The organism is Brevundimonas sp., assembly GCF_016463485.1.
Lineage (GTDB): Bacteria > Pseudomonadota > Alphaproteobacteria > Caulobacterales > Caulobacteraceae > Brevundimonas.
Genome location: NZ_JAEMRD010000051.1, coordinates 1 through 21,202, shown reverse-complemented (window position 1 = coordinate 21,202; position 21,202 = coordinate 1). Strand labels below are relative to the sequence as shown.

Here is a 21,202-nt window from a genome sequence, read left to right as displayed (position 1 = left end):
CGCACTGGGCCTGACACTGGTGGCGCTCGAAAATGTCGCGCGGACGACTGGCTCCTTGGAAGGGGGCGCGGCCGTCCAGGCGCGCGAGATCGATCTCGGCGCGGACGCGCGCGAGACGGGCGTCGACCGCGGCGGACCGCGCGTTGACGAGGGCGGTTCGGGTGACGCGCAGTTCGACCTGGGAGATGCGACCGGCCTCGAAGCCGATCCGCGACAGGCGGTAAGCTTCCTCGGCCGCGGTGACGCCGGCGTCGGCGGCCGACACGCGACTCACCGAGGCGGCCAGGCGGGCCACCGCGGCGGCCCGGTCGGCCTGGGCCTCCTGCCGCGCCGACATCAGGCGGGCGTCGGCCGCCCTGAACTCGGCCTGCGCCGCCTCGATGTTCCCCCGGTTCCGGTCGAACAGCGGCAGCGGCATGCTGATCCCGAACGTCAGGGCGGTGGCGTCCTCCGCCTCGAAGCGGCGAATGCCCACGCTGGCGTTGATGTCCGGGCGGGCCTGGACGCGTTGCACGTCGATCCGGCGCTCGGCGGCCGTTCGCTCGGCCTCGGCCACGCGCACGGTGGGCGCGTCGTCGATCGCGGAGCCCACCCCGGTCGGCTCCTGGTCCAGCAGGCTGGCGTCGATGCGCGTCACGGGCGACGGGATCATCGCCACGGCCGTGAGGCGAGCGTAGGCGGCGTCCCGTTCGGCGACGGCTTCGTCGAGGGCGGCGCGGGACGACGCGGCCTCGGCCTCGCCCTGGATGCCGCGCAGGAGCGGCTCGCGCCCCTCCTCCACCAGCGCCAGGGCGGCGCGGGCGTCGGCCAGGGTCAGGGTCAGGACCTCGTCCGCCAGGGCCGCGCGGCGCTGCGCCGCCTCGGCTTCGGAATAGACGAGGGCCAGGCGACCGGCGGCGTCGATCACCGCCAGATCGCGCTGCAGGCCCACGGCGCCGGCCTCGGCGCGCGCGGCGGCGATGCGGCTCGCGCGACGTCCCCACAGCTCGAGGTCCGTGCTCAGCGCGAGGGTCGTGTCGGCGTTGTCCATCCCCGAGAAGGGGCCGGAGCCGAACGCGTTCTCGACATCGAGCCCGAGCACGGGGTTGGGGCGTACACGGGCCTGACGCACGCGGGCTTCCGCGGCGTCGAGGTTCGCGCCGGCCTCAAGGGTGGCGGGCGTCTGGCCGAGCTGCGCGAGCAGCTGGGCGTAGGTCGGGGCGGGGTCAGCCCACGCGGGACTGACCAGAGTCGCTGCGATCGCAGCAACCGCGCAGCCGACCGCGAGACGCGGTCGCCGGCGAGATGTGGGAGACATGTTCCATTTCCAGATTTCTGATCACGAAGAGGCGCCCGCAAGGGCGCAGGCCTTCGGTCAGACTCTGGGCGGTCGCTTCAGGCCGTCGGGCGTGACCGAGGCCTGGACGTCATCGTGGCGGCCGCTTTGCAGCAGCAGTTCGCCGAACGTCGGCGCGATGGCGTCGACGCCGTGAGTGCGCGCCGTCGAGGTATGGTGGCAATGTCCGTGGGCGCAGATGCCATGGCTCCCGGACGGGTCGCCGTGGTCGCCGTCATCGGGATTGTGATCGACGAAGGCGTGGGCCGCAGGGGGCTCCGGCATGCAGGTCGCGGCGTCGACGGCGGGCGCGAAGAAGAAGGCGGCGAAGACGAGTGTCATCGCCGCGATCAGCTTCGCCCATGTCGTCATCGACGAGGTCATCGCGCGCTCGTTACTTCCGTTCTCCAGAGGAGGCAATCTGTTACATAGTCCACAGGTCTTCCCGAACGCCCTATGACCCCGATCAGCGGCGACATGTCGCGTGCACGCAGCCGGCGCGCTGCTAGGATCAGGTCCGTCCGCAGGAGCCGCCATGTCCTCTCTTCGTCTCACCCGCCGCGCCGCGCTTGTCACGGGTCTGGCGGCCGCCGCCCTCCCGCCCCTCGCCCTGGCGCAGACCCCCGGTCGGGTCGCGCGGCAGATCACCGTCTACAAGACGCCCTGGTGCGGCTGCTGCGGCGGCTGGGTCGCACACATGCGCGGCGCCGGCTGGACGGCGCGCGTGGTCGACCTCGAAGACCTCGCCCCGATCCGGGCCCGTCACGGGATTCCGGACCGCCTCGCGTCGTGCCACACCGGCGTGGTCGGCCGCTACGCGATCGAAGGCCATGTGCCGGCGTCGGATGTCGAACGGCTCCTGCGCGAGGCCCCCGCCGCGCGCGCCCTGACTGCGCCCGGCATGCCGGCCGGATCGCCCGGCATGGAGGCCGCCGGCCGAGAGCCCTATGTCACTCTCCTGATCCTCGCGGACGGCTCGACGCGCCCCTTCGGACGACACAACGGCGCGTAAGGCGGCTGCGGCCGCACGACCCCTCACTCAGACCTGGTGACGGTCAAACGGTGGTAACAAAGGCAGGGCGCACGCCATCCTCAGCGGACGGCGCTCTCAGGGCGTCGAGCACGCAGCAGGCTTCGACCGTCGTCCGCCCACACTGGTCGAGCACCGAGACAAGGATCAGTTCCAGGCGCCGAAGATCCGAGATCTTGGCCCGCACCGCGTCCAGATGAGCCGCCGCCACATGATCGACCGCCTGGCACGGACCGGCGGCAGGCCCGGTGGACAGCGTCAGCAGGCTGCGGATGTCGTCGTGCGAGAAGCCGAGATCACGGGCGCGTCGGATGAAGGACAGCCGGTCCAGATGCGCCCGCTCATAGACGCGGTGGCCGCCCTCCCCGCGTTCCGGCGCGTCCAATAGACCGATCTGCTCGTAGTAGCGGATGGTGACCACCTTGCAGCCCGTGCGCCGCCCAAGCTCGCCGATCGAAAATCTCTCTGTCACAGGCCTTGAACCTATAGGGACTATAGATCGTATATCGGCGGCCGACACGTTTCCGGCAAGGCTCGCTCCGATGAAAGACTGCTGCTCCCCTCCGACGTCCGACGAGGTCGGCCCGACCTGTTCGAGCCAGAGCGTCCTGGAGCCGGCGTCCGCTTCGGCGGCGGCGGGGTGCTGCGCCGGGCCGACCCCCTGCGCGTCCACGCCGTCCTTCGTCACGGCCGCGCCCATCGTCCCGGCCCAGACCCATTTCGCGGGCGATGACTGCTGTTCCGCCAAGGGCGACGAGATCGCCGCGCTGGGTGAGCACGCCGACGTCCGGCGCGTGCTGGTCATCGTGCTGGTGATCAATCTGCTGATGTTCTTCGCCGAGTTCGGGGCGGGACTGTTCGCGCGGTCCACCGCCCTGATGGCCGATTCCGTCGACATGCTCGGCGACGCCCTTGTCTACGGGCTAAGCCTCTACGCCCTGAAGCGCAGCCTGCGCTGGCGCGCCGGAGCGGCGCTCGTGAAGGCCGCAGTCATCGCCGCCTTCGGAATCTGGGTCTTTGTGGAAGTGGTCCGCAAGCTGATGGGCGACATCACCCCGACCGCCGAGACCATGGGCGTGTTCGGCGCGATCGCCCTGGTCGCGAACCTGGCCTGCCTCGCAATGCTCTACCGGTTCCGGAACCGCGACGTGAACCTGTCGAGCACCTTCGAGTGCTCGCGCAACGACGTCATCGCCAACACCGGCGTGTTGATCGCGGCGGGCGGAGTGGCCTGGTTCAACGCGGGCTGGCCCGACATCCTCGTCGGCGGCGTCATCGCCCTCCTGTTCTTCCGCTCGGCGATCAAGGTGCTCGGCGAAGCCTGGCCCCAGTTCCGCGCCGCGCGGCCGCAGGCCGTCGCGCTCGACTAGAGCGGATCGCGCGCGCAGCCGAGGCGGCGCAGTTGGAAACGACGAACCCGCTGGCTGAAAGCGCCAGTCGTAGGTCAGGACCCCGGCGAGGTCTCGGGGTCGTCGCCGGCCTCCCGGCCGAAGCTTGTCTGCAAGGCCCGAAGCCGGCTGGCGATCTCCTCGTCGGAAATCTCGACCTTCAGGTGGTCCTGGATGTACTGCAGCCGGGCGTCGCATTCGCGGAGGATTTCGCCCCAGCACCGCACCCACACCGTATAGTTGGGCTGTCGCACGGCGATGCCGATCTCGCGTCCTTCCTGTGTGATCGCCTGTCCGACGATGTCGTCGTATTCGCCCACGACCAGGAAGAAGTTCCACCGCGTGTCGGTGTGCCGGAAGTCGGGCGCGCCGGCGAGGGCCAAGGCGTAGTCGGAAATCTGGTTGAGCATCTTGCGATCGGCCTTGGCCGAGGGCCGCTTGAGCTCCACGATCAGATACTCCCGTCTTTCCTGATGGGGCCCGGGGATGCTGCGGCCGAGCAACTGGTCGACCCGGCCGGTGCGACCGTCCGGCTTGGTGACCCGCCCGCCGGCGCGCTTCCCGCCCAGGTCCTCCGAGACCCGTTGCATCACCTTGGTCAGGCCCGCTTCGGGAACCGCGAGGTGAAACTGCTCGCCGAAAATCCAGGTGTTGTCCCGCACCAGCAGGTCCAGGCCGCCGCGTTCGCGAATGACCTTCTTGCCGTCGGTGTCGAACACGGCCTGGCGCAGCGTCTGGAGGAAGGCGATCCGGTCGGCGATCAGGCTGGACGCCGCGATGATGTTGGACAGTTCGGTCTTCTTGAGCAGGGCCGAGAACTGGTTCTGCCGCTCCTTGGGGAGTCCCACCACGGCGTGCAGGATCTGGGTCAGCGAGTCCGGGTTGTGCCGCAGCGCCTCACGCAGCAGGGTCAGGGTCATGCGCTTCAGGCCGGTGTCGGCCTTGCGGAACTCCTTGGAGTAGTTGGACACGGCGTAGGTCGCCATGTCGAACACGTCCCGCTCCCGCTGCTGAAGCGTATCGGTCGGGTCCCCCTCGTAGGGATAGGCTCCCGCGGCCTTGAGCTCCTCGATCAGGCGTCCGGCCCGCTCGTGGCCGCGTCTGCGGAAGTGCGCCTGCGACTGATCGCGGACCGCCTCCACGACCCTGGCGAAATCGCCGTCGGTCAGCTCCAGTTCGAGCAGGTTGTCGGCGGCGAGTTCGACGAAGAAGCTGGAGGTCGCGTAGATCGAGAAGGCGAAGTCTGGCGCATTGATGCGCGCCGGCTGCGAGCCGAGCACAATGCCGTTGTCGCCGCAGAAGTGGATCTTGCGGCTGTCGATCGGCGTCGACCATTCGACGATGTCGAGCTTCACGTCGCGGATCGTCCGGTCCCTGCCGACGATGGGCGGCAGGACGAGAGAGACGGCGTCGGCGATCGCCGTCGACGGATCGATCCGGGCGCCGTCGTACCAGAGCTCCAGCTGCGGGTAGAGCTTCAGATACTGGGCGAAGATGGCGGTGAACTGCCGGCGCTGCTCGTCGGTGACGAGGGCGTCGAGGTTCTGTTTCAGCGGATGCAACGACACCGAAACGCCCGGGGCGCCGACCGCCGGCTCCGGGTCGCCGATCTCGGCGGTCTCGATGGATTCGGCGCGGATGTCGATCGACAGCTGTTTGAGACCGTCCTCGCTCGCGTATCGCGAGGTCCAGCGGGCGCGGTCGGCCAGGGAGAAGAACCGCAGCCGACCCCGTCCCTCCTTGCCGTGATAGGCGCGGCCGCTCGGCGCGGCGGAGCGTTTCCAGGATTCGCCGAGTTGTCCGAAATCCCGGTCCGCGCGGTCCGCGCTGATCCCCTCGCCGTCGTCGTTGACGATGATCTCGTCGACGCCGCCCAGCGCCGTACGCCGAAACTCGACATGGACGCGCGTGGCGCCCGCGTCGAATCCGTTCTAAACCAGTTCGGCGATCGCGCGCAGCGGCTCCGTCGTGCGAACGACGGTCTCGATGTGGTCCTGCTTGGCCTGAAGCTGAACGCGATGGGTCGCCATCAGGCCGCCAGCGGCCGCGACGCCAACCAGCCCTTGTCCTGCAGGACGTCATAGGCCAGCCGCACCTGCTCGGGCGAGAACTGGCGCTTGCGCTCGCCCCAGGCATAGGTCTCGGACACCGCCGCGTCCGCGCTTCCGGCGTCCAGCCGGGTCGCGACCCAGTGCACCGTCGCCAGAAGCTCCAGGCCGAACGGCGACTCGAAGCCCTCGACCAGATCGGTCACGCGCTCGAAGCGCGCCTGCGTCTCGGGGGCGTCCTTGAGCTTGGCCTGGGCGTCGACGACCGCGCCGGGCACCAGCTCGAGCCGTTTGGTCGGCGCGTCGCCGCCATCGGCGTAGCCGGACAGATAGTGGCCTTCGACCTCGCGCAGCACATGCCGGAGGTTCTCGGCGTAGGGCCCGTAAAAGGCCTTGGCGTAGCGCAGCTTCAGCGGTTCGCCGGCTTCCTGCATGAAGTACATCAGCTTGTGGACCTCGAGCAGGCTGACGAACGGGTCCAGCAGGCCGTTGAGATATCGGTCGACCAGCCCGACCAGCGCCGCGCGGCCCGGCGACATCGCCGGCGCCGCGCGCGACCTCGACATCGCGTCGGCCGCGGGCGCGCCGCCCGGCTCGTAGACGATGACCTCGACATCCGGGACAGCCTGCAGGGCTTGCTCGATGCGCGGCCGCACCTGACGCCAATCCAGTCCGCCCAGGCCGCTGCCGAGCGGCGGAATGGCGATCGACCGGATCTTCCGCTCGCGGATCACGCGAATCAGGTCGATCAGGCCGGCGTCGATGTCCTCCATCCGGCTCTTGCCGCGCCAGTGGCGTTTGGTCGGAAAATTGATGATGAAGCGCGGCGTATCCAGGCGATGGCGCTCATAGACGAACATCCGGCCCGGCTGGACCTCCTGCGCTTCGCACGCCCGCGCATAGGCCTCATAATTGTCCTGGAACGCGTTCTTGAATTGCAGCGCGACGCCCCGGCCCATGACGCCGACGCAGTTGACGGTGTTGACGAGCGCCTCGGCGCCCGACTTCAGGATGTCGCCGCTGGTGAATGTGATCATCGCTCCCCCCTAGTAATACCACGTCGGCTGCAGGTCGACGCGCGGCGCGTGGGCGGCGCCGCGCAATCGGGCCTCCACCGCCAGCTTGACGGGCTGGTTCACCACCCCGATCCGTTCCACCAGATCCCACGGGACGCTGTCGTGCAGGAGAAACTCGGCCTGCTTGCCTTCCCGAACCTCGGCGGCGGACCAGGCATTGGACATCACCGCGTCCCAACGGATTTCGTCGAGCGCCTCGAGGCTGTCGCGAAACTCCGCATAGTAGGCGCCTGCATTCGACAAGGTGAACGCCCAGCGCCGCCCGTGAGCCTGCGCCCAGTCCACCACCGTGCGCAGGTCGGCCTCCAAGTGGACGATCGGTTCCTGGCCGCCGCGGTAGTTGACCTCGGGATGATTGCCCCGATGTAGCAGATAGAGCATCACCGATCTAGAACAAAAATAGAACGGGACATACTGGCCGACCGTATCGCCAGGATGGCAGCGCACCGGAAGGCCCAGGCGCCGCGCCTTGATCGAGGCCATGCCGATGGCGGTGACCGGGCCGCCGGCGGCGATCATCCGGGCGTCGCTGAACAGCCCGCCTTGGCCGATGATCGTCGGCAGGTTGTCCATGTGGGTGATGTGATAGATTTTCGGGCGTGCCGGCGCAGGCATGGCGTGCGTGGTTCCCCCCGAGAAATGCGGCAAGTCCTTTGTCTGCCTGATTCGGACGATTGTCGTGCAGAAGCCGCCATGGAGCAATGCGCGACCCATTGCAAAACGCCGGCAAGCCTGCCGACCCGCCTGGTCGGTCGCCGCCTCGACCGGACGGGCAGGCGGCGCCGGTCAAGCGCGTCTCAGAACCCGAAGTCGATCTGGGCCCCGGGGTCAGCCGGCCGACGCCGACGCTTCCTGGGCGTAAGCGCAGGGGCCGCGACCGGGAGGTTTGGCGCGGGCTCCGATCCGGAACCCGGACGCGGCATGGAGCGCGGCATCCCCGGCAACCGCGGCGCGCGGGCGCCCTTGCGCGGCGGGGGCGGCGGGACCTCGCCTGACCGGCTCCGCTTCCACTGGGTCAGTTCGCTCTCCCACCAACCGACGCGGCCGGGCGACACGCGGACGCGGCGCGGGAACTCGCCATCCCGCTCCATGCGCCAGGCGGTCGACCGGCTGATGCTGGCGATCCGTTCCACCTGGTCCCAGGACAGGAGGCGGTCGTCCCTGCCGCCAACGTCCGGCGGCCCTTCATCCCCGGTCATGACAGCGCCCCGCAAGTCTCCGGTCCACCTCATCTTCCAATACGTCCCGCAGCAAGCGGGCGTCGTTCGCCGCGTCGATCGGGTCCCGTCGCCGCCATTCCGTTAGGACGGCTTTCAGGGCGAAGCTCGCCGCAGGGTCCGCGAGAATCTGCGCCGCTGTGACACCGGCCCTAGCCACGACGCCGCCCCCGAGCGGCCGGCGGGGCCCCGGTTCGAACGTCGGTGATCTGGCTGCGCGCCCAGTCGCGCAGCAGCCCGCGGGGATAAAACGGCTTGGAACGGATATGGCGGCATGGCGGTCCGTTCGATCCCGTCGACCAGAGCCGGGCGAGGCTCGCGGGCTTCAGCTGGATGCCGAGCTGCGACAGGAAGGCGGAGGCCTCAGTGCGCGTCAGAAGGTCGTCGGCGCCCCCGGCGGCTCCCGCGTCCTCCCCGAGACCGACCCCGATCATGGCTGCACACGCGGGCGGCAGTGCAGACTGTTGCGCGGGGCTTGCCCCGCCGTCAGGGCCAGGTAGCAGTCGATGACCGAAATCACATAGGCCTGGGTCTCGGCTATATCTGGAACCCGGCCAAGCCGCGCCACGCGACCCGGGCCGGCGTTGTAGGCGCTCAGCGCGAGGCGCAGGTCTCCGAAGCGCAGCAGCTGCCGGGCAAGATAGTCCGCGCCTCCGCGCAGGTTCTGGACCGGATCGAAGCGATCGCCCACCCCCAGTTCGCGGGCCGTATCGGGCATGAGCTGGGTCAGTCCGCCCGCCCCCGCCGGGGACAGAGCCCCTAGCTGGTAGGCGGACTCGGTCAGGACCAGGGCGTGCAGCAGTTTCTCGTCCAGTCCGTGCGCCGCCGCCGCTCGGGCGATCTCGGCCTGGAAAGGCTGGCTGAGCGCGGCCAGGCGGGGCGCATCCCCCTCCCCTGCGTCGGCCGGCGCCGATCCGGCCTCCGCCGTCGCTCGGCCGAACAGGTCGCCGCCCGCCGCGCGCCAGTCGACGGTTTGGGCGGAAGCCGGCGCGCCCAAGGCGAGGAGCGCCGCCGCCCAAAGGATCATTCTCACCATCTCAGCACCTCCTGATAGACGCCGAGCACCTCGGAGCGCATCACGGGCCCGAAATACCGGCTGTCGAAACTCCCGGCCGTATCGCCGAGCAGAAAGAGTTCGTCCGACCCGAGCCGTCGGCACCCCGACCAGCGCGGCAGGACCGCGCCGCGCCGATCGTGGGTGCGGACCCACCGGACGCCGCCTGGCGTCCGCAACTGCGCGCCATCCACGCAGATGCGGTCGCCGCCCGCCGCCGCGACCCGTTTGATCAGCGCCACGTCCCCCGGCATGCCGAGATCCGCGAGATAGGCCCGCGCCGTGGTCGGCTGGGGAATGGCCACCACGACGCCACGCTCGATTTCGGCGCCGAACCGCCGGGCGTAGAGGCCCTCGGGCAGGCTCGGGCTTTCGTTGACGAGCGCCAACGCCGGGACGTGCTCGCCGATCAGCGCCAGGCAGCCGAGGGCGAACACGGCGACGCCCGTCACGCACCAGCGGTTTCCATTATCGAGCGGGCTCATGGCTGGTACGGCTCAAGGATCAGATCGCGGGTGATCATCACCCGCACGGGCGCGCCCGCCCGCAGCCGGATGGACGGGCGGACCTCCAGTTCCCGGTCGATCAGCCGGCCGCCGACGCGGGCGCCCTCGATGGCCGCCGCGTCGCCGGCGTCGCCGAGAAGGCCGCCGCCGCCCTCATCGTCGCGGGCGATCTGCCCGAGCGTGGTGATGGCCCCGGCGAACAGCGTCCCGACCAGCAGGGGAAACAGACGACGATCGACCGAGCCCCGCACGCCGACGGCGCCCTGGGCGTCGACGCCGGGCTCGCCGGTCAAGACGAGGCTCTTGCCATTGGGCAGGATCAGCCGGTCCCAGGTCAGGAAGGCGCGGCGGTCCCCATAGGCGCTTTCGCCCTCATGGCGGCCGATGAGCCGCGTCCCCTGCGGGAGCACAAGGTGGCGGCCGCTGACCGTGTCGTAGACGTTCTGGGTGACCGTGGCGATGACGGGGCCCGCCCGGGCGGTATCGACCGCGGTCAGCAGGGCGGCGGGGATGATCGCGCCGGCCTTCAGTTCATACGGCGACAGGGGCGCGGTCAGGACATGGCCGTTGTAGGTGGCGCCGTAGTCCGCGCTGGCCGAAGGAACGCCGGCCGGAGCCCGCCGCTCGGCGCCCGCCGGGACCGCGGCGGCCGCCGCACCGTCGCGAACCTCGGCGAAGAATAGGCCGGACCGGCGCGCCAGGTCTCCGGGCGCGGGTCCCCGCGGTGCAGACACGGGGCGATAGACGGGCGGGGCCGCCCGAGGCGGCGGTTCGGAACGCTCGGCCGGCGCGTCGTCGACCTCGCTCGGCTCGGCCGATGAACGCGGCTCTGGCAGGCGGTCGTAGGTGGCCGGCTGCTCGGTGACGACCTCGGTTGGGCGGACCACGCCGCGGGCCTCGTCCTCGCGCGCGGCCTCGGCGCGGGTGCGCGCGCCCTGCCGGATTTCGGGCTGCACGACGAACGCCCAAGCCAGCGATCCGGAGATCAGGACCACCCCGCCGATGACGAAAAGCTGGACGACGGATTTGCGCAGACGCACCGCGCTCGGACGGGGTGCCCGGCTGGCGAGCTCCGGCGCCGGAGACTTGGGCGCGCGGGGTCCGGCGCTGTCGCCCTGGGGCGGACCAGGGAGGGTTTGCGGGGGTGTCTCGATCATGGACGGGCTCCTTGATGACGGATGCGGACCACCTGCGGCCTGCGATCGCCCAGCCGGAGTTCGGCGCGATCAAGCACGCGGTCGACGATGAACAGGCCGCCGGCCTGCCTGTAGTTCACCAGCTGCGCCTCGCCGTCGGGCGCGATGGCGAACAGGGCGGGCGCCTCGTCGACCTGGAGATCGGCGGGGAAGGCGATGAAGGTGCGCCGGCCGTCGTGGAACACCGCCGAGGGGGTCCATCTCGGACGCCTTCCCTGAGGCTCGAGACGGTATCGGGCGTCGAGCGGCCCTTCCGGCATGACGACGGCGTCAGGCACCCGCATGGCCGGTTGCAAGGCGACAGCAGCCGGCCCTGCCTCGACGACCCCGGTCGGTGCGCTGTCCCAGGCGACGGCGGCGTTGAAGGCGTCGGCCGCCCCGCTGCGCAGATCGACAAGGTAGACGCGCTGGTTGGTGGTCAGGACCAGGTTGGTCTCCAGGCCGCGTTCGAGCGGCTTGATCAGGACGTGGACGCGACGGTCCGGCCCCTCCCCCGACGCGACCTCGCCGATCTGCCAGCGGACGGTGTCGCCCGCCGCCTTGGCGATCAGGGTCTCGCCCGCGCCGAGCGTCAGGGTGGTCACCCGAAGCGGCGCAGTCCACACCTCGAAGACCCGCCCGGGCTCCCAGGCGAAGATCTGGACGCCGCCCTGGAAGCGGTCAGACCGGGAGGGCGCGCTCGCCGCGCTGTTGGCTTCGGCTATCGCCCTGCGGCCGGTCAGCGCCGGGGCCGCCGGCGTCGCATCGGCGGCCGGTCGCGACGGCGTTTCCGCCAGGTAGGGCCGCGCCGCGTCCGCCTCCAGCGCGGACGCCGCCGCCGGCTCCGGCTCCGGCTCCGGCTCCGGATCGTCCGCCGTCGTCGGCGCCGGCCCGTCAAGAGCGATCGGACCCAGCGGCAGGGAGGACGCCTGGCTCAGGCTTGCGGCGGGCGCCGCCGACGGCGCGACCGCGTCTCGCAAGATCGCGCAGCCGGACAGTAGGGCGCTCGAAAGCGCCAGGATCAGGACGCGTCGGGGGTCCATGACACATCCTCGATCTTCAATCCCAGGGGATTGCGCAGGAGTTCGGCCTCCGTGCGCGGCGGTTGCAGGGTGGTGGTGATCAGAGCGCGCCAGCGCTCCGATCCGGCGGCCTGGCCGTTGACGAAGCGGGTTTCGCGCCATTGCAGATCGAAGGTGCGGCCGGAGCGGCGGACCACATTGAGGATCTCGACGTTGACGGCCTCGCGTCCAGCCTCGGCGAACGGGTCGTGAGCCTGCGCCCATGCGTTCAGGAAGCCCGCCGCCTTGGGCGTGAGAAGGTCGTAGGCCCGCAGCCAGTTCTGCCGGATGACGATCGGATCGATCGACTTGGAGCGGACGTCCCGGACCCAGCCGGCGAGGGCGTGGGCGATCTGTGCCTCGTTGGGCTCGTAGCGGCCGCCGATGGCCGTGATCCGTTGGGTCTCGCCGTAGTCCGACACCTCCACCACGAACGGCTTCACCACGGCCCGCTCGGCCTGAACCCACCACCCCGCGCCGAGGAAGCCGGCCAGGGCCAGGTTGGCGACGGCGATCCGGCGCCAGTTTCGTGCATGGGCCAGCGACAGCCCCATACGGTCGTCCCACATCTGACCGGCGCGACGCCAAGGGGTCGCCTCCGGCGCGGCCGCCAGGGCCCGCTTCGGTCGGAAGAACGGATGCATCTCAGGTCTCCTCTGTGCGGAGGTTGGGGGACAGGACGCCGCTGGTCTCGCCTGCGGGCATCAAGGTTCGTCCGGCGTTGGCGACGAAGAAGGCCTGGAGCGCCGCCGCCCGTCCCGGTCGCCGCGACGGCGCGGACGCGGGATCCGAGGCGGCGAGGGCGCGCTGGAAATCCGACCGGGCGGCCCGGGCCTCGGCGTCGCGGACCGAGGCGGGCCGGCTGGCTCCGCCGCCCGGCGTTGTATCGCCCGACGCTGGATGGTCGGAGCCGGTCTCGGCCTCGGCGGCGCCTGGGTGATGGGACCACGCCCGGGCCGGCTCCGCGACGCCCGGCCCGGAAGACGGAGTCGGACCCGCCGGACGGACCGTCCCGGCGCTGCGCCGTGTCGATCCGTTGTCGTTCGAGGCCGGCGGCGTCGACGGCCCGCCGCCGCCCCGACCCGGCCCGACCGGTGGCGACGAGGGCGGCGCCCGTCCGCCGGTCGCACCGGCGGCGGCGCGCGCCGGTCCCGCAAGCCGCGCGGCGCCGCCGCCGATCAGGGCTCCGGCGCCCGCGATCCCGGCCGCGCCCAGGGCCCCGGCCCCACCGACGGCGAGCGCGCCGGTCAGGGCGCCGCCCGCCCCCAGCGCCGGGCCCCCGGTCACGAGGGCGGAAGCGAGGTTCGGGATGAACATCGCCAGCATCGCCAGGAGCATCGATGCGACGAGGATGGTGAGGGCCTCGTAGATGTCCGGGTTGGTCGAGGGCTGGAGCTGATCGAATACGGTCCGCGCCCCCGAAACGACGATGGCGAGGGCCAGGACCTTGAGGCCGGAGGAGACGACGTAGCCGAGCGGCCTTTCGGCCAGGAAGGCGGATTTCGACCAGATGCCGAACGGCAGGAGGATGAAGCCGCCCAGGGTGACGATCTTGAACTCCAGCAGAGAGACGATGATCTGCAGAGCAAGGATGGCGAAGGCGAGCAGGATGCCGATCATGGCCAAGCCCAGGATCAGGGCGTCGGCCATGTTGCCGACCACGTCCAGGGGGTTGTCGACCGGCGCCGGGGTCTCGCCCAACGCCTTGACGATCTCCCAGCCCTGCTGGAGCACGGCCCCGGGGTTGAGGAACTCGGCCCGAGACAGCGAACCGCCTCCGGCGACGAGGCCCAGCTCCAGGAAGCCGGCGTAGATCGTCTCCGATAAAGCCTGCCAGTCGTTGATCAGCCAGGCGAAGACGCCGATGAGCAGCACCTTGCCGAAGCCGGCGGCCAGCACCTCCCGGTTGGAGGAAAGCGCCCACTGGATTCCGGTGAGGGCCACGACCAGCACGATCAACAGGCCGAACACGCCGTTGACGGCGCCGGACAGGGTGTCGAAGCCCGCCGAGACGGTGTTCGAGAACACCACCATCAGATCGTTGGGCGTGTCCATGCTGACCGGGGCCATGACGATCAGTCCCGGGCGCGGGCGAACGGATCGAAGGACGGCGCGACGGGGACCGCGCCCGCGCCGGCCCAGCGTTGGCGGCGGGCCGCTTCGCCGGAGGCGCGGTCGGCCGCCTCCCGCGCCGTGGCCTCCGCCATCAGCCGCGACTGGGCCAGCATCAGGGTCCGCAGGGCCGCCAGGTCCTCGGCCAGAACCGCGAGCAGCTGATTGGTCGATTGCACGGCCGCGGTCTGTCCCGCAGCCGACTGACTGGCGCCGAGCGCACCGGCCACCCGGGCGTCGCGGGTCCCGCCCAGCCGTTCCAGTTCCGCCGCCGTCCGCGCCAGATCCTCGGCGGTGCGCCGGGCGTTCGCGGTTCGCGCTCCGCTCTGCTCCAGAAGGCGCAGCACGTCCGCGCCGGCCAGATCGTCGGGGTAGTAGGTCTCGAACTGGCGCTCCAGACCGCTGACCGAGGTCGCCAGCCCGCGCGCCGTGCGCGCCAGCTCGGCCATGTCCCGCAGCGACTGGCTGCTGCCCGCCAGATGGCTGTAGGGCGAGGCGGCCAGGCTGCGGGCCTCGTTGGCGAGGCTCTCCAGCTGGCGGGCGGCCTGCAGCGCGTTCTCCAGGTGGTTGCGCGGGTCGAACACCACCTGCTGGGCGCCGGCCGGAACCGGCGACGCCAGCACGAGGAGGCCGGCGACGGCCAGGCCCGTCGTCCTATTCCGCCGCGAGCGGCGGGTCGAAGGCGTCGAGAACGGAATCCACATTCTGCACTCCCTTGGCTTTGAGGAATTCGCGGGCGAAGGCGGCCTCGCCGGATCGGGCCAGGACGTCGTCGATGAGGGTCTGGTCCTCGGGCGTCCCGGCGCCGCACAGGGCCAGGGCCACGCCCGTCAGGCGCAGGTCGAACAGCCGACGGCCCCGAGGCTGCCGCCAGTAGTAGGACCGCTTGGGCGGGGCGAAGGCGATCAGCTCCAGCTGGCGCCGGTTCAATCCGAAGCCCCGATAGAGCTCGGCCGAAGACGGCTCCATGGCGCGCGGGTTCGGCAGGAACACCTGGGTCGGGCAGCTCTCGATCAGGCTGGCGGCGATGGCGGACGCGGCCACGTCGTCGAGGCTCTGGGTGGCGAACACCACCGCCACCCGCTTCTTGCGCAGAGTCTTCAGCCATTCCCGGATCTTCGCCGCGAAGGCCGTCTCGCCCAGGAACAGCCAGGCTTCGTCCAGGATCAGCAGGGTCGGCCGTCCGTCGAACCCCTGCTCGAGCTCCCGGAACAGGGCCGAGAGCACCGGGGCCACCGCCGACGGCGTGGCCATCAGCGTTTCGAGCTCGAAGGTGTCGAACCGGCTCGTCCCCAACGCCGCACCCTCCCCGTCCAACAGGGCGCCGTGCGGTCCCTTCAGCGTGAGGGGTTCGAGGGCGGCGGCGACGGCGCGATCCTGCACTAGGGCGCAGAAGACGGTCAGCGTCCGTTGGGGAACCGGCGCGTCGGCCAGGGCGGCGAGGGCCGCCCAGATTTCCTCCCGCACGCGCGGAGTGGGCTCCAGCCCGGCCAACCGCACCGTCTCGGCCAGCCATTCCGAGGCCCAGGCGCGCGCATCGTCGCGATCGATCCCCACCAGCGGCTGCAGCGAGAGACCCGCGCCTGGCTCCATCGCGCGCCAGCGCCCGCCGGCCGCCAGAGTGGCGGCTCGCGCGGAGCGCCCCTTGTCGAAAAAGACCACGCGCGCGTCCGGATACCGGAACCATTGCAGGGCGAGGAAGGCCAGCAGCGCGGACTTTCCCGAGCCGGTCGGTCCCACGACCATCGCATGGCCGACGTCCCCGACGTGCAGCGCGAGGCGAAACGGCGTCGATCCGGTCGTGCGCGCCGTGGCCAAGGGCGGGCCGTCGAGGCAGGCGTCTTCCGACGGCCCCGCCCAGACGGCCGAGATCGGCAGCAGGTCGGCGAGGTTGAGGGTGGACACCAGCGGCCGGCGGACGTCCGCGTAGGGTTCGCCCGGCATCGATCCGAGCCAGGCCTCCACGGCGTTGAGGTCTTCGATGCGCGCCATCAGACCCTGGGCGTTGAGCGCGGCCTCGATCGCGCGGGCCTTGGCCGTCGCGCCCTCCTCGCTCGCATCGAGAACGGAGACCGTCAGCGTCAGATAGCCGAAGGCGCAGCTTTCCGCGCCTAGCGCGGCGAGCGCGCCGTCGCACTCTTCGGTCTTGGACGCGGCGTCGGTGTCGAGAAGCGGCACCTCCTCCTTGGTGATGGCCTCGCGCAGCAGCACGCCGACGCCCTTGCGCTTGGCGAACCAGCGCTTGCGCAGCTTGACGATCTCGCGCTCGGCCTCGGGCTTCTCGAGCCCGATCCAGCGCGCGGTCCAGCGGTAGTCGAACGGGAGGGCGCCCAGCGCGTCGAGCAGACCCGGCCGGGTGACGGACGGCAGCCCGCGCACCGAGACGACCTTGAGCCACCGGTCGCCGAGCCTGGGCGCGATCCCTCCGGTCAGGTCCGCGTCCGCCAGCCAGCCGTCCAGGAACATCGGCGTCTCCGGCGGGCGGACCTCGAAGGATCGGGGGGATACGCAGTCATGCAGCCAGGAGAGGAGACCGGCGTCATCGAGCCGGCGGATTTCCGGCAGGCCGTCCGACAGGAGGTCGAACACCGCGTCCGCCTCCCGGATGAAGGCGTCGAGCGCCACCCGCCAGTCGGCGCCGCTCCTGGCCAGACCGTCGAACAGCCAGCGCTCAAGGCGTCGGGTCTCATCGGCGGGCGGAAGCCAGGTCAGCGCCAGCCGGTGGTCGGTCTCGAAGGCCGGGTCGGCGGTCTCGAACCGGCTGCGGCGCTCCTCGTCGAGCAGCCAGGCGACGCCGAGGTCGAAGTCGCTTTGCGGATAGGGCGCTGCGGCCCGGCGGTGCGCCTCGACGTGAAGGCACCAACCGGTGCCCAGCCGGCGCAGGGCGTTGTTCAGGCGCGCGCGGACCGCCATCAACTCCTCCTCGGTGGAGGATTCCAGGTCCGGTCCGCGGAAGCGGAAGCCCGCCAGGAAGGAGCCGTCCTTGTTAAGGACGACGCCGGGGGCCACGAGGGCCGCCCAGGGCAGGTGGTCCGCGAGCGCTGCGGGCCGGCGCCGGTATTCGTCGAGAAACCGCATCGCCCCTCACCCGTCCAGATGGCCCGGCAGGGCCAGATGGCGCCGCAGAACGTCGAAGAAGCGCCGATCCGACCGCGCGGCCCAGAGGCCGATGGCGTGGGCGACCGCCCACCACAGAAGACCGAGCCACCAGATGCGCAGCGCCAGTCCCAGCACGACGGCGATGGTGCCCATGGCGATGGCGTAGTTCCGCGGCATGCCGGCCATCAGGACCGGCTCCGCAAGCGCCTGGGCCACAGGCAGGTCCCAACCCTCGGGGCGGTCTTCGGACCGCGACGCCATCAGGCGAACTCCACCCCTCCGGCGAAGCCGAAGAAGTCCAGGAAGAAGGTGGAGGCGGCGAACGCGATCGAGAGGCCGAACATGATCCCTAGCCCCCGGCGCATCGAGGAACCGTTCTCGCTCATGGCGATCCCGGCCCCGAAGGCGACCACCGCCACCACCGCCGCGGCCTGGACCACAGGGCCGGTGATCGACTGCACCGCCTGCTGGATCGGCCCTTCCCAGGGCATGCCCGACCCGCCGGCCAGCGCCGGTCCGGCGACCGCCAGGCCAAGCATCATCGTCGCGCCGAACAGGCGGCGGCCAAGTCTCCGTGACATGATTTGCTTTCCTTGTGTTCAGCGCGTTTCACCGCGCTTCGACTCATTGCAAGCAAAACTATCCCACTACTGTCAACATTAAAATACACAAATAATCCACGACTTAAATACAACTACACTCCAACTCAGACCGACTTAGATAGTAACTTGGAACGACTTACTGTGTTGATGCCGCGACGACTTGGTTTGACTTAATGCAAGTCGTCACAACGCTCTGAATTATCTTCACTTTTCTGGATTCGGTATTTGCGACGCCGTTCGAGGCGTCGTCAGGCCAGGCCTTCGACCGCGTAGCCCGTATCCGACGCGCCGTTCACCGCGATCACGGCCTCAAGCCGCCGCCCCGCCGTCGAGCGACGGATATGGGCGATGACGTCCACCGCTTGGCCGATGGTGCGACGCGGCGGCGCCGCGGCGATCTCGAGGGCCAGATCCTCGATCCGCCGCAGCGCCTCCTCGGCGGAGTTGGCGTGAAGGGTCGACAGGCCGCCCGGATGGCCCGTGTTCCAGCTCTTCAGCGTTTCGAGGGCGGCTAGGCCGTCGCGCATCTCCCCCACGACGATCCGGTCCGGACGCATCCGCAAGGCGTCGCGGACCAGATCGGCGACGCCGATGGCGACGGGGGCCCGGCGCGTCAGGACCGACACCGTGTCCCAGGCCGAACATTGCAGCTCGGCGGTGTCTTCGATGAGAAACACCCGGTCGTCGGCGAAGGCCGGCTCTGCCAGGATGGCGTTGGCCAGGGTGGTCTTCCCCGACCCCGTGCCGCCGGAGATGAGGATGTTGCGCCGCTCGCGGGCGGCCTGGGCGAGGACATCGGCCTGCCGCGCCGTCATGACGCCGTCGCGGACATAATCCCCGAGGGTCCAGATCACCGACGGGCGCTTGCGGATGGAGAAAGCCGGCGCCGGCGACACCGGCGGAAGCAGGCCCTGGAACCGTTCGCCGGTGGCGGGCAGCACACCGGCCAGGCGCGGATCGTCCCGGGTGACCACTTCACCGACATAGTCGGCGATCAGACGAATGGCGCGTTCGCGCCCTTCCACCGACAGACGCGCCCCGGTGTCGGCGCGGCCTCGCCCGGCGCGATCCAGGATGATCCGGCCGTCGGGGTTGGCGAGGATCTCCACCACCTCCGGGTCGATCAGCGCCGCCAGCACCACCTCGCCCAGGGCGTGACGCAGCGCCTCCAGCTTGCGTTCCGCGATCAGGGGATGAGCCGTCATGTCAGTTCGCCGCCCCGAACGACCGCTCCTCAACCTCCCGGCCGTGAGGGTCGTGCCCGGCCCGGCCCGAGACGATCCGCGCCGCGGTGTCGTCGAGCATCCGCTCGATGCGCCGGTCGACGGCGGCCTGCACCGTGGGATCCTGGTCGCCGACGCCGTCCGGGAGCCGGACGAACAGCGCTCGCGCGACCTCCACCACCAACTCCTGAATGATCTGCATGTCCTGTCGAGTGGACCGCATATGGCCCTTGAGTGATTGCTCAAGCGCCAGCAGCCGGTCGTCGGGGTCAGCCCTCGGGTTCCCCTGAAGGCCCCGCGCGATGGCGTGTCCGGCGGCCTGACTGATCGACACCCGGCCCGATCGCGCTTCGCGGCTGAGACCGGCGATGATCTTGGGATCGCTGAGATAGACCTGAACGCGGCAGGTCTGCACCGGCGCGCGCCTAACCATCGCCCTGCCCTTTCAGATGATCGAGGACGGCGTCCTGCGCCGCCATCTCCTGGGCTACGCGGCCATAGATGTCCGCGGCGCGCGCGGCGACCTTCTTGTCGTCCATCGCCGCCACGATCTCCTTGAACAGGGGAAGGGCGGCTTCGGCGTCCACACCGAGGCTCCGACGGCCGGCCCAGGGATGGGGCGCGGGCGTCGGTGCGTCGACGCCCGCGACCTGGTCGGGCGGCGGCAGAGCGGCTCTCTTCCGGAACGGCCGGCGGCGATCGTACTGGAGCTTGCGAGTGCGCAGAGGGCGTTGGCCCGCCGCGAAGATGAGCTGAACGTCGTCGGGCAGAGCGCGCACCTCGCCGGGCTCGAGCAACGGACGGTCGATCTGGGAGCGTGACACGGTACTGCGTCCCGCCGCCAGGCCGGCGGGCGCGCTGCGGCTTTCACGCATCTCGCCGATCGTGCCGGTGAGTTTGGAGACCTTGTCCTGGGTCAGCGGATCCAGCGCCGAAAAGGCTGTGTAGATGGCGCAGTTGTCGAGGATCGTGTTGTTGGCGCCGTACGTCTCGATGATGTCGTTCAGCGACTGGGCGACGAACATCACCTTCACCCCGTAGCCGCTCAGAAGTCGCAGGGATTTCTCGAAGAAGCTGACGCGCCCCAGCAGGGGAAACTCGTCCATCAGCATCAGGAGCCGGCGCTGCTTCGGCCGCCCCGCCGCATCCCGGGTCTCGTCCACGGTGAGGGCTTGGGCGGCGGCGTAGAACAGGAGTCGCACCAGCGGCCGGAGCGCCGCCGCGTCCGCCGGCGCGACCTGGACGTAGAGCGAGACCGGCGCCTCGGCGCACATCAGGTCGCCCAGGTTGAAGTCCGAGGCCGAGAGCGCGCGCTCGACGTCGTCGCCCGCGAGCCACTTCAGATAGGATCGGGCCGTGCCCTGGACCGATGTCCGAAACCGATCATGCATGGCGGCATAGCCCCGCACGGCCGTGCGGATGAAGGGGTGGGTTTCAGGCTCGCGGTTCCGACCCGGCCGGTGCAGCGCCTTGACCATCACCTCGGCCGTGTCGTCGAGGTCGGCGAGCAGTTCGCGGACCTTCAGCAGCGTCTTGTCGGCATCCTCGGCCGTGTAGAGGACATGGAGGATGACCGCCTCCAGGATTTCGGAGGCCGCCTTGTCCCAGATGGCCTCGTCATCCCGGACGCCCCCGGGGTCGGCGAGGATCGAAACCAGTCGCTGGACCTGGGCCAGTTCTCCCGGGCCGGGTTGGATTTCCGCGAGGGGATTCCAGCGGGCGGATGCCGGATCACGCGGGTCGAAATAAAGCGCATGCGAGAAGCCCGAGCGCCAGCCGGCCGTCTCGCGCCAGAGCTCCCGCTTCGGATCATGGACCAGCACGCTCTCGCTCCACAGCAGGAGCGTCGGCGTGACATGGCCCCTCCCTTTTCCCGACCGCGTGCCGCCCGTCACCAGGCTCGGCCGCATGTCGACGGTTGCGAGGAGCCGCCCCTTCAGCTCCCCGAGGGCGCACCCCGCGCCGGCTAGCAACCCGGCGGCCCGGGCCTCGGCCAGGCCGCCCCATCCACGGATGCGCCGGCGGGATCCCTCTCCGCGCGTGAGCAGGCCTGCGCCCAAGCCGCCCATCACTCCGAGAAGGACCAGGAAGGCGCTGGACGAGAAGGCCTCCGGTTCGGCCCCGCCGAACTGCCTGCGCCAGCTGAGGATGCGCCACGGCGGATAGATGCGAACCTCTTCCGACACCGTCCAGCCGCCGCCCAGCACGGGATCGTGGCGATAGGTCCAGGCGAAGGTCTGGGTGGCCAGCTGCAGGCCGGCCGCCAACCCCGCCCCGAGCAGGATCAGCCGAAGGA

The 21,202-nt window shown here is 70.5% G+C and carries 22 protein-coding genes and 1 pseudogene; 2 read left to right on the top strand and 21 right to left on the bottom strand.

Annotated features, from left to right (window positions below):
• Positions 1 to 1,297, bottom strand: a 1,297-nt coding sequence (locus tag JHC99_RS09380; protein ID WP_292153611.1) for a TolC family protein, incomplete at its 3' end; no start/stop codon positions are given.
• Positions 1,298 to 1,354: 57 nt separating this feature from the next.
• Positions 1,355 to 1,699: a hypothetical protein gene (locus tag JHC99_RS09375; RefSeq protein WP_191558637.1), complete on the bottom strand. Its 345-nt coding sequence runs from the start codon at positions 1,697 to 1,699 to the stop codon at positions 1,355 to 1,357.
• A gap of 151 nt (positions 1,700 to 1,850) precedes the next feature.
• On the opposite strand from JHC99_RS09375, the gene JHC99_RS09370 reads away from it, so the two are divergent.
• Positions 1,851 to 2,327 carry a DUF411 domain-containing protein gene (locus JHC99_RS09370; protein ID WP_191558636.1) on the top strand — a complete coding sequence of 159 codons (477 nt, stop codon included), beginning with the start codon at positions 1,851 to 1,853 and terminating at the stop codon, positions 2,325 to 2,327.
• 43 nt (positions 2,328 to 2,370) lie between these two features.
• Here JHC99_RS09370 and JHC99_RS09365 read toward each other — a convergent pair whose 3' ends face one another.
• Entirely contained in the window at positions 2,371 to 2,817 is a 447-nt protein-coding gene (locus JHC99_RS09365; protein ID WP_224762215.1) for a helix-turn-helix domain-containing protein, read from the bottom strand.
• A gap of 70 nt (positions 2,818 to 2,887) precedes the next feature.
• On the opposite strand from JHC99_RS09365, the gene JHC99_RS09360 reads away from it, so the two are divergent.
• A complete protein-coding gene (locus tag JHC99_RS09360; protein WP_224762214.1) occupies positions 2,888 to 3,715 on the top strand; it encodes a cation transporter in 828 nt (275 codons plus the stop codon).
• Positions 3,716 to 3,789: 74 nt separating this feature from the next.
• On the opposite strand, the gene JHC99_RS09355 is transcribed toward JHC99_RS09360, so the two are convergent.
• The 18 genes and pseudogenes from JHC99_RS09355 to JHC99_RS09275 form a co-directional block, all read right to left on the bottom strand.
• Positions 3,790 to 5,301 carry a hypothetical protein gene (locus JHC99_RS09355; protein WP_249750552.1) on the bottom strand — a complete coding sequence of 504 codons (1,512 nt, stop codon included), beginning with the start codon at positions 5,299 to 5,301 and terminating at the stop codon, positions 3,790 to 3,792.
• 75 nt (positions 5,302 to 5,376) lie between these two features.
• Positions 5,377 to 5,652, bottom strand: a pseudogene (locus tag JHC99_RS18790) (ATP-binding protein); the annotation flags it as partial.
• Between the two features lie 110 nt (positions 5,653 to 5,762).
• Entirely contained in the window at positions 5,763 to 6,818 is a 1,056-nt protein-coding gene (locus tag JHC99_RS09350) for a macro domain-containing protein (RefSeq protein ID WP_191558633.1), read from the bottom strand.
• 9 nt (positions 6,819 to 6,827) lie between these two features.
• Positions 6,828 to 7,472, bottom strand: a complete 645-nt coding sequence (locus tag JHC99_RS09345) for a DUF4433 domain-containing protein (protein WP_191558653.1) — start codon at positions 7,470 to 7,472, stop codon at positions 6,828 to 6,830.
• A gap of 182 nt (positions 7,473 to 7,654) precedes the next feature.
• Positions 7,655 to 8,056 carry an AlpA family transcriptional regulator gene (locus tag JHC99_RS09340; RefSeq protein WP_191558632.1) on the bottom strand — a complete coding sequence of 134 codons (402 nt, stop codon included), beginning with the start codon at positions 8,054 to 8,056 and terminating at the stop codon, positions 7,655 to 7,657.
• Between the two features lie 448 nt (positions 8,057 to 8,504).
• Entirely contained in the window at positions 8,505 to 9,110 is a 606-nt protein-coding gene (locus JHC99_RS09335; RefSeq protein ID WP_191558631.1) for a lytic transglycosylase domain-containing protein, read from the bottom strand.
• The gene (locus JHC99_RS09330; protein WP_191558630.1) at positions 9,104 to 9,613 is read right to left on the bottom strand and encodes a S26 family signal peptidase; all 510 of its coding nucleotides are present in this window, start codon (positions 9,611 to 9,613) and stop codon (positions 9,104 to 9,106) included. The genes JHC99_RS09335 and JHC99_RS09330 overlap by 7 nt, the downstream gene beginning before the upstream one ends.
• Entirely contained in the window at positions 9,610 to 10,791 is a 1,182-nt protein-coding gene (locus JHC99_RS09325) for a TrbI/VirB10 family protein (protein WP_191558629.1), read from the bottom strand. The genes JHC99_RS09330 and JHC99_RS09325 overlap by 4 nt, the downstream gene beginning before the upstream one ends.
• Positions 10,788 to 11,852, bottom strand: a complete 1,065-nt coding sequence (locus JHC99_RS09320) for a TrbG/VirB9 family P-type conjugative transfer protein (RefSeq protein ID WP_191558628.1) — start codon at positions 11,850 to 11,852, stop codon at positions 10,788 to 10,790. The genes JHC99_RS09325 and JHC99_RS09320 overlap by 4 nt, the downstream gene beginning before the upstream one ends.
• A complete protein-coding gene (gene trbF, locus JHC99_RS09315) occupies positions 11,831 to 12,514 on the bottom strand; it encodes a conjugal transfer protein TrbF (RefSeq protein ID WP_191558627.1) in 684 nt (227 codons plus the stop codon). Before trbF ends, JHC99_RS09320 begins: the two co-directional genes overlap by 22 nt.
• 1 nt (position 12,515) lies before the next feature.
• A complete protein-coding gene (gene trbL / locus JHC99_RS09310; RefSeq protein ID WP_224762212.1) occupies positions 12,516 to 13,940 on the bottom strand; it encodes a P-type conjugative transfer protein TrbL in 1,425 nt (474 codons plus the stop codon).
• 5 nt (positions 13,941 to 13,945) lie between these two features.
• On the bottom strand, positions 13,946 to 14,686 hold the full coding sequence (locus JHC99_RS09305; protein WP_191558626.1) for a conjugal transfer protein TrbJ: 741 nt from the start codon (positions 14,684 to 14,686) through the stop codon (positions 13,946 to 13,948).
• Positions 14,637 to 17,060 (bottom strand): conjugal transfer protein TrbE, encoded by a 2,424-nt coding sequence (trbE, locus tag JHC99_RS09300; RefSeq protein ID WP_191558625.1) that lies wholly within the window; start codon positions 17,058 to 17,060, stop codon positions 14,637 to 14,639. Before trbE ends, JHC99_RS09305 begins: the two co-directional genes overlap by 50 nt.
• A 6-nt stretch (positions 17,061 to 17,066) precedes the next feature.
• On the bottom strand, positions 17,067 to 17,342 hold the full coding sequence (locus JHC99_RS09295) for a VirB3 family type IV secretion system protein (protein ID WP_191558624.1): 276 nt from the start codon (positions 17,340 to 17,342) through the stop codon (positions 17,067 to 17,069).
• Positions 17,342 to 17,662 carry a TrbC/VirB2 family protein gene (locus tag JHC99_RS09290; RefSeq protein WP_191558623.1) on the bottom strand — a complete coding sequence of 107 codons (321 nt, stop codon included), beginning with the start codon at positions 17,660 to 17,662 and terminating at the stop codon, positions 17,342 to 17,344. The genes JHC99_RS09295 and JHC99_RS09290 overlap by 1 nt, the downstream gene beginning before the upstream one ends.
• 269 nt (positions 17,663 to 17,931) lie before the next feature.
• Positions 17,932 to 18,888 (bottom strand): P-type conjugative transfer ATPase TrbB, encoded by a 957-nt coding sequence (gene trbB / locus JHC99_RS09285; protein WP_191558622.1) that lies wholly within the window; start codon positions 18,886 to 18,888, stop codon positions 17,932 to 17,934.
• Between the two features lies 1 nt (position 18,889).
• A complete protein-coding gene (locus tag JHC99_RS09280; protein ID WP_224762211.1) occupies positions 18,890 to 19,321 on the bottom strand; it encodes a hypothetical protein in 432 nt (143 codons plus the stop codon).
• 10 nt (positions 19,322 to 19,331) lie between these two features.
• The coding region (locus tag JHC99_RS09275) for a type IV secretory system conjugative DNA transfer family protein (protein WP_366927758.1) at positions 19,332 to 21,202 on the bottom strand (1,871 nt) is incomplete at its 5' end.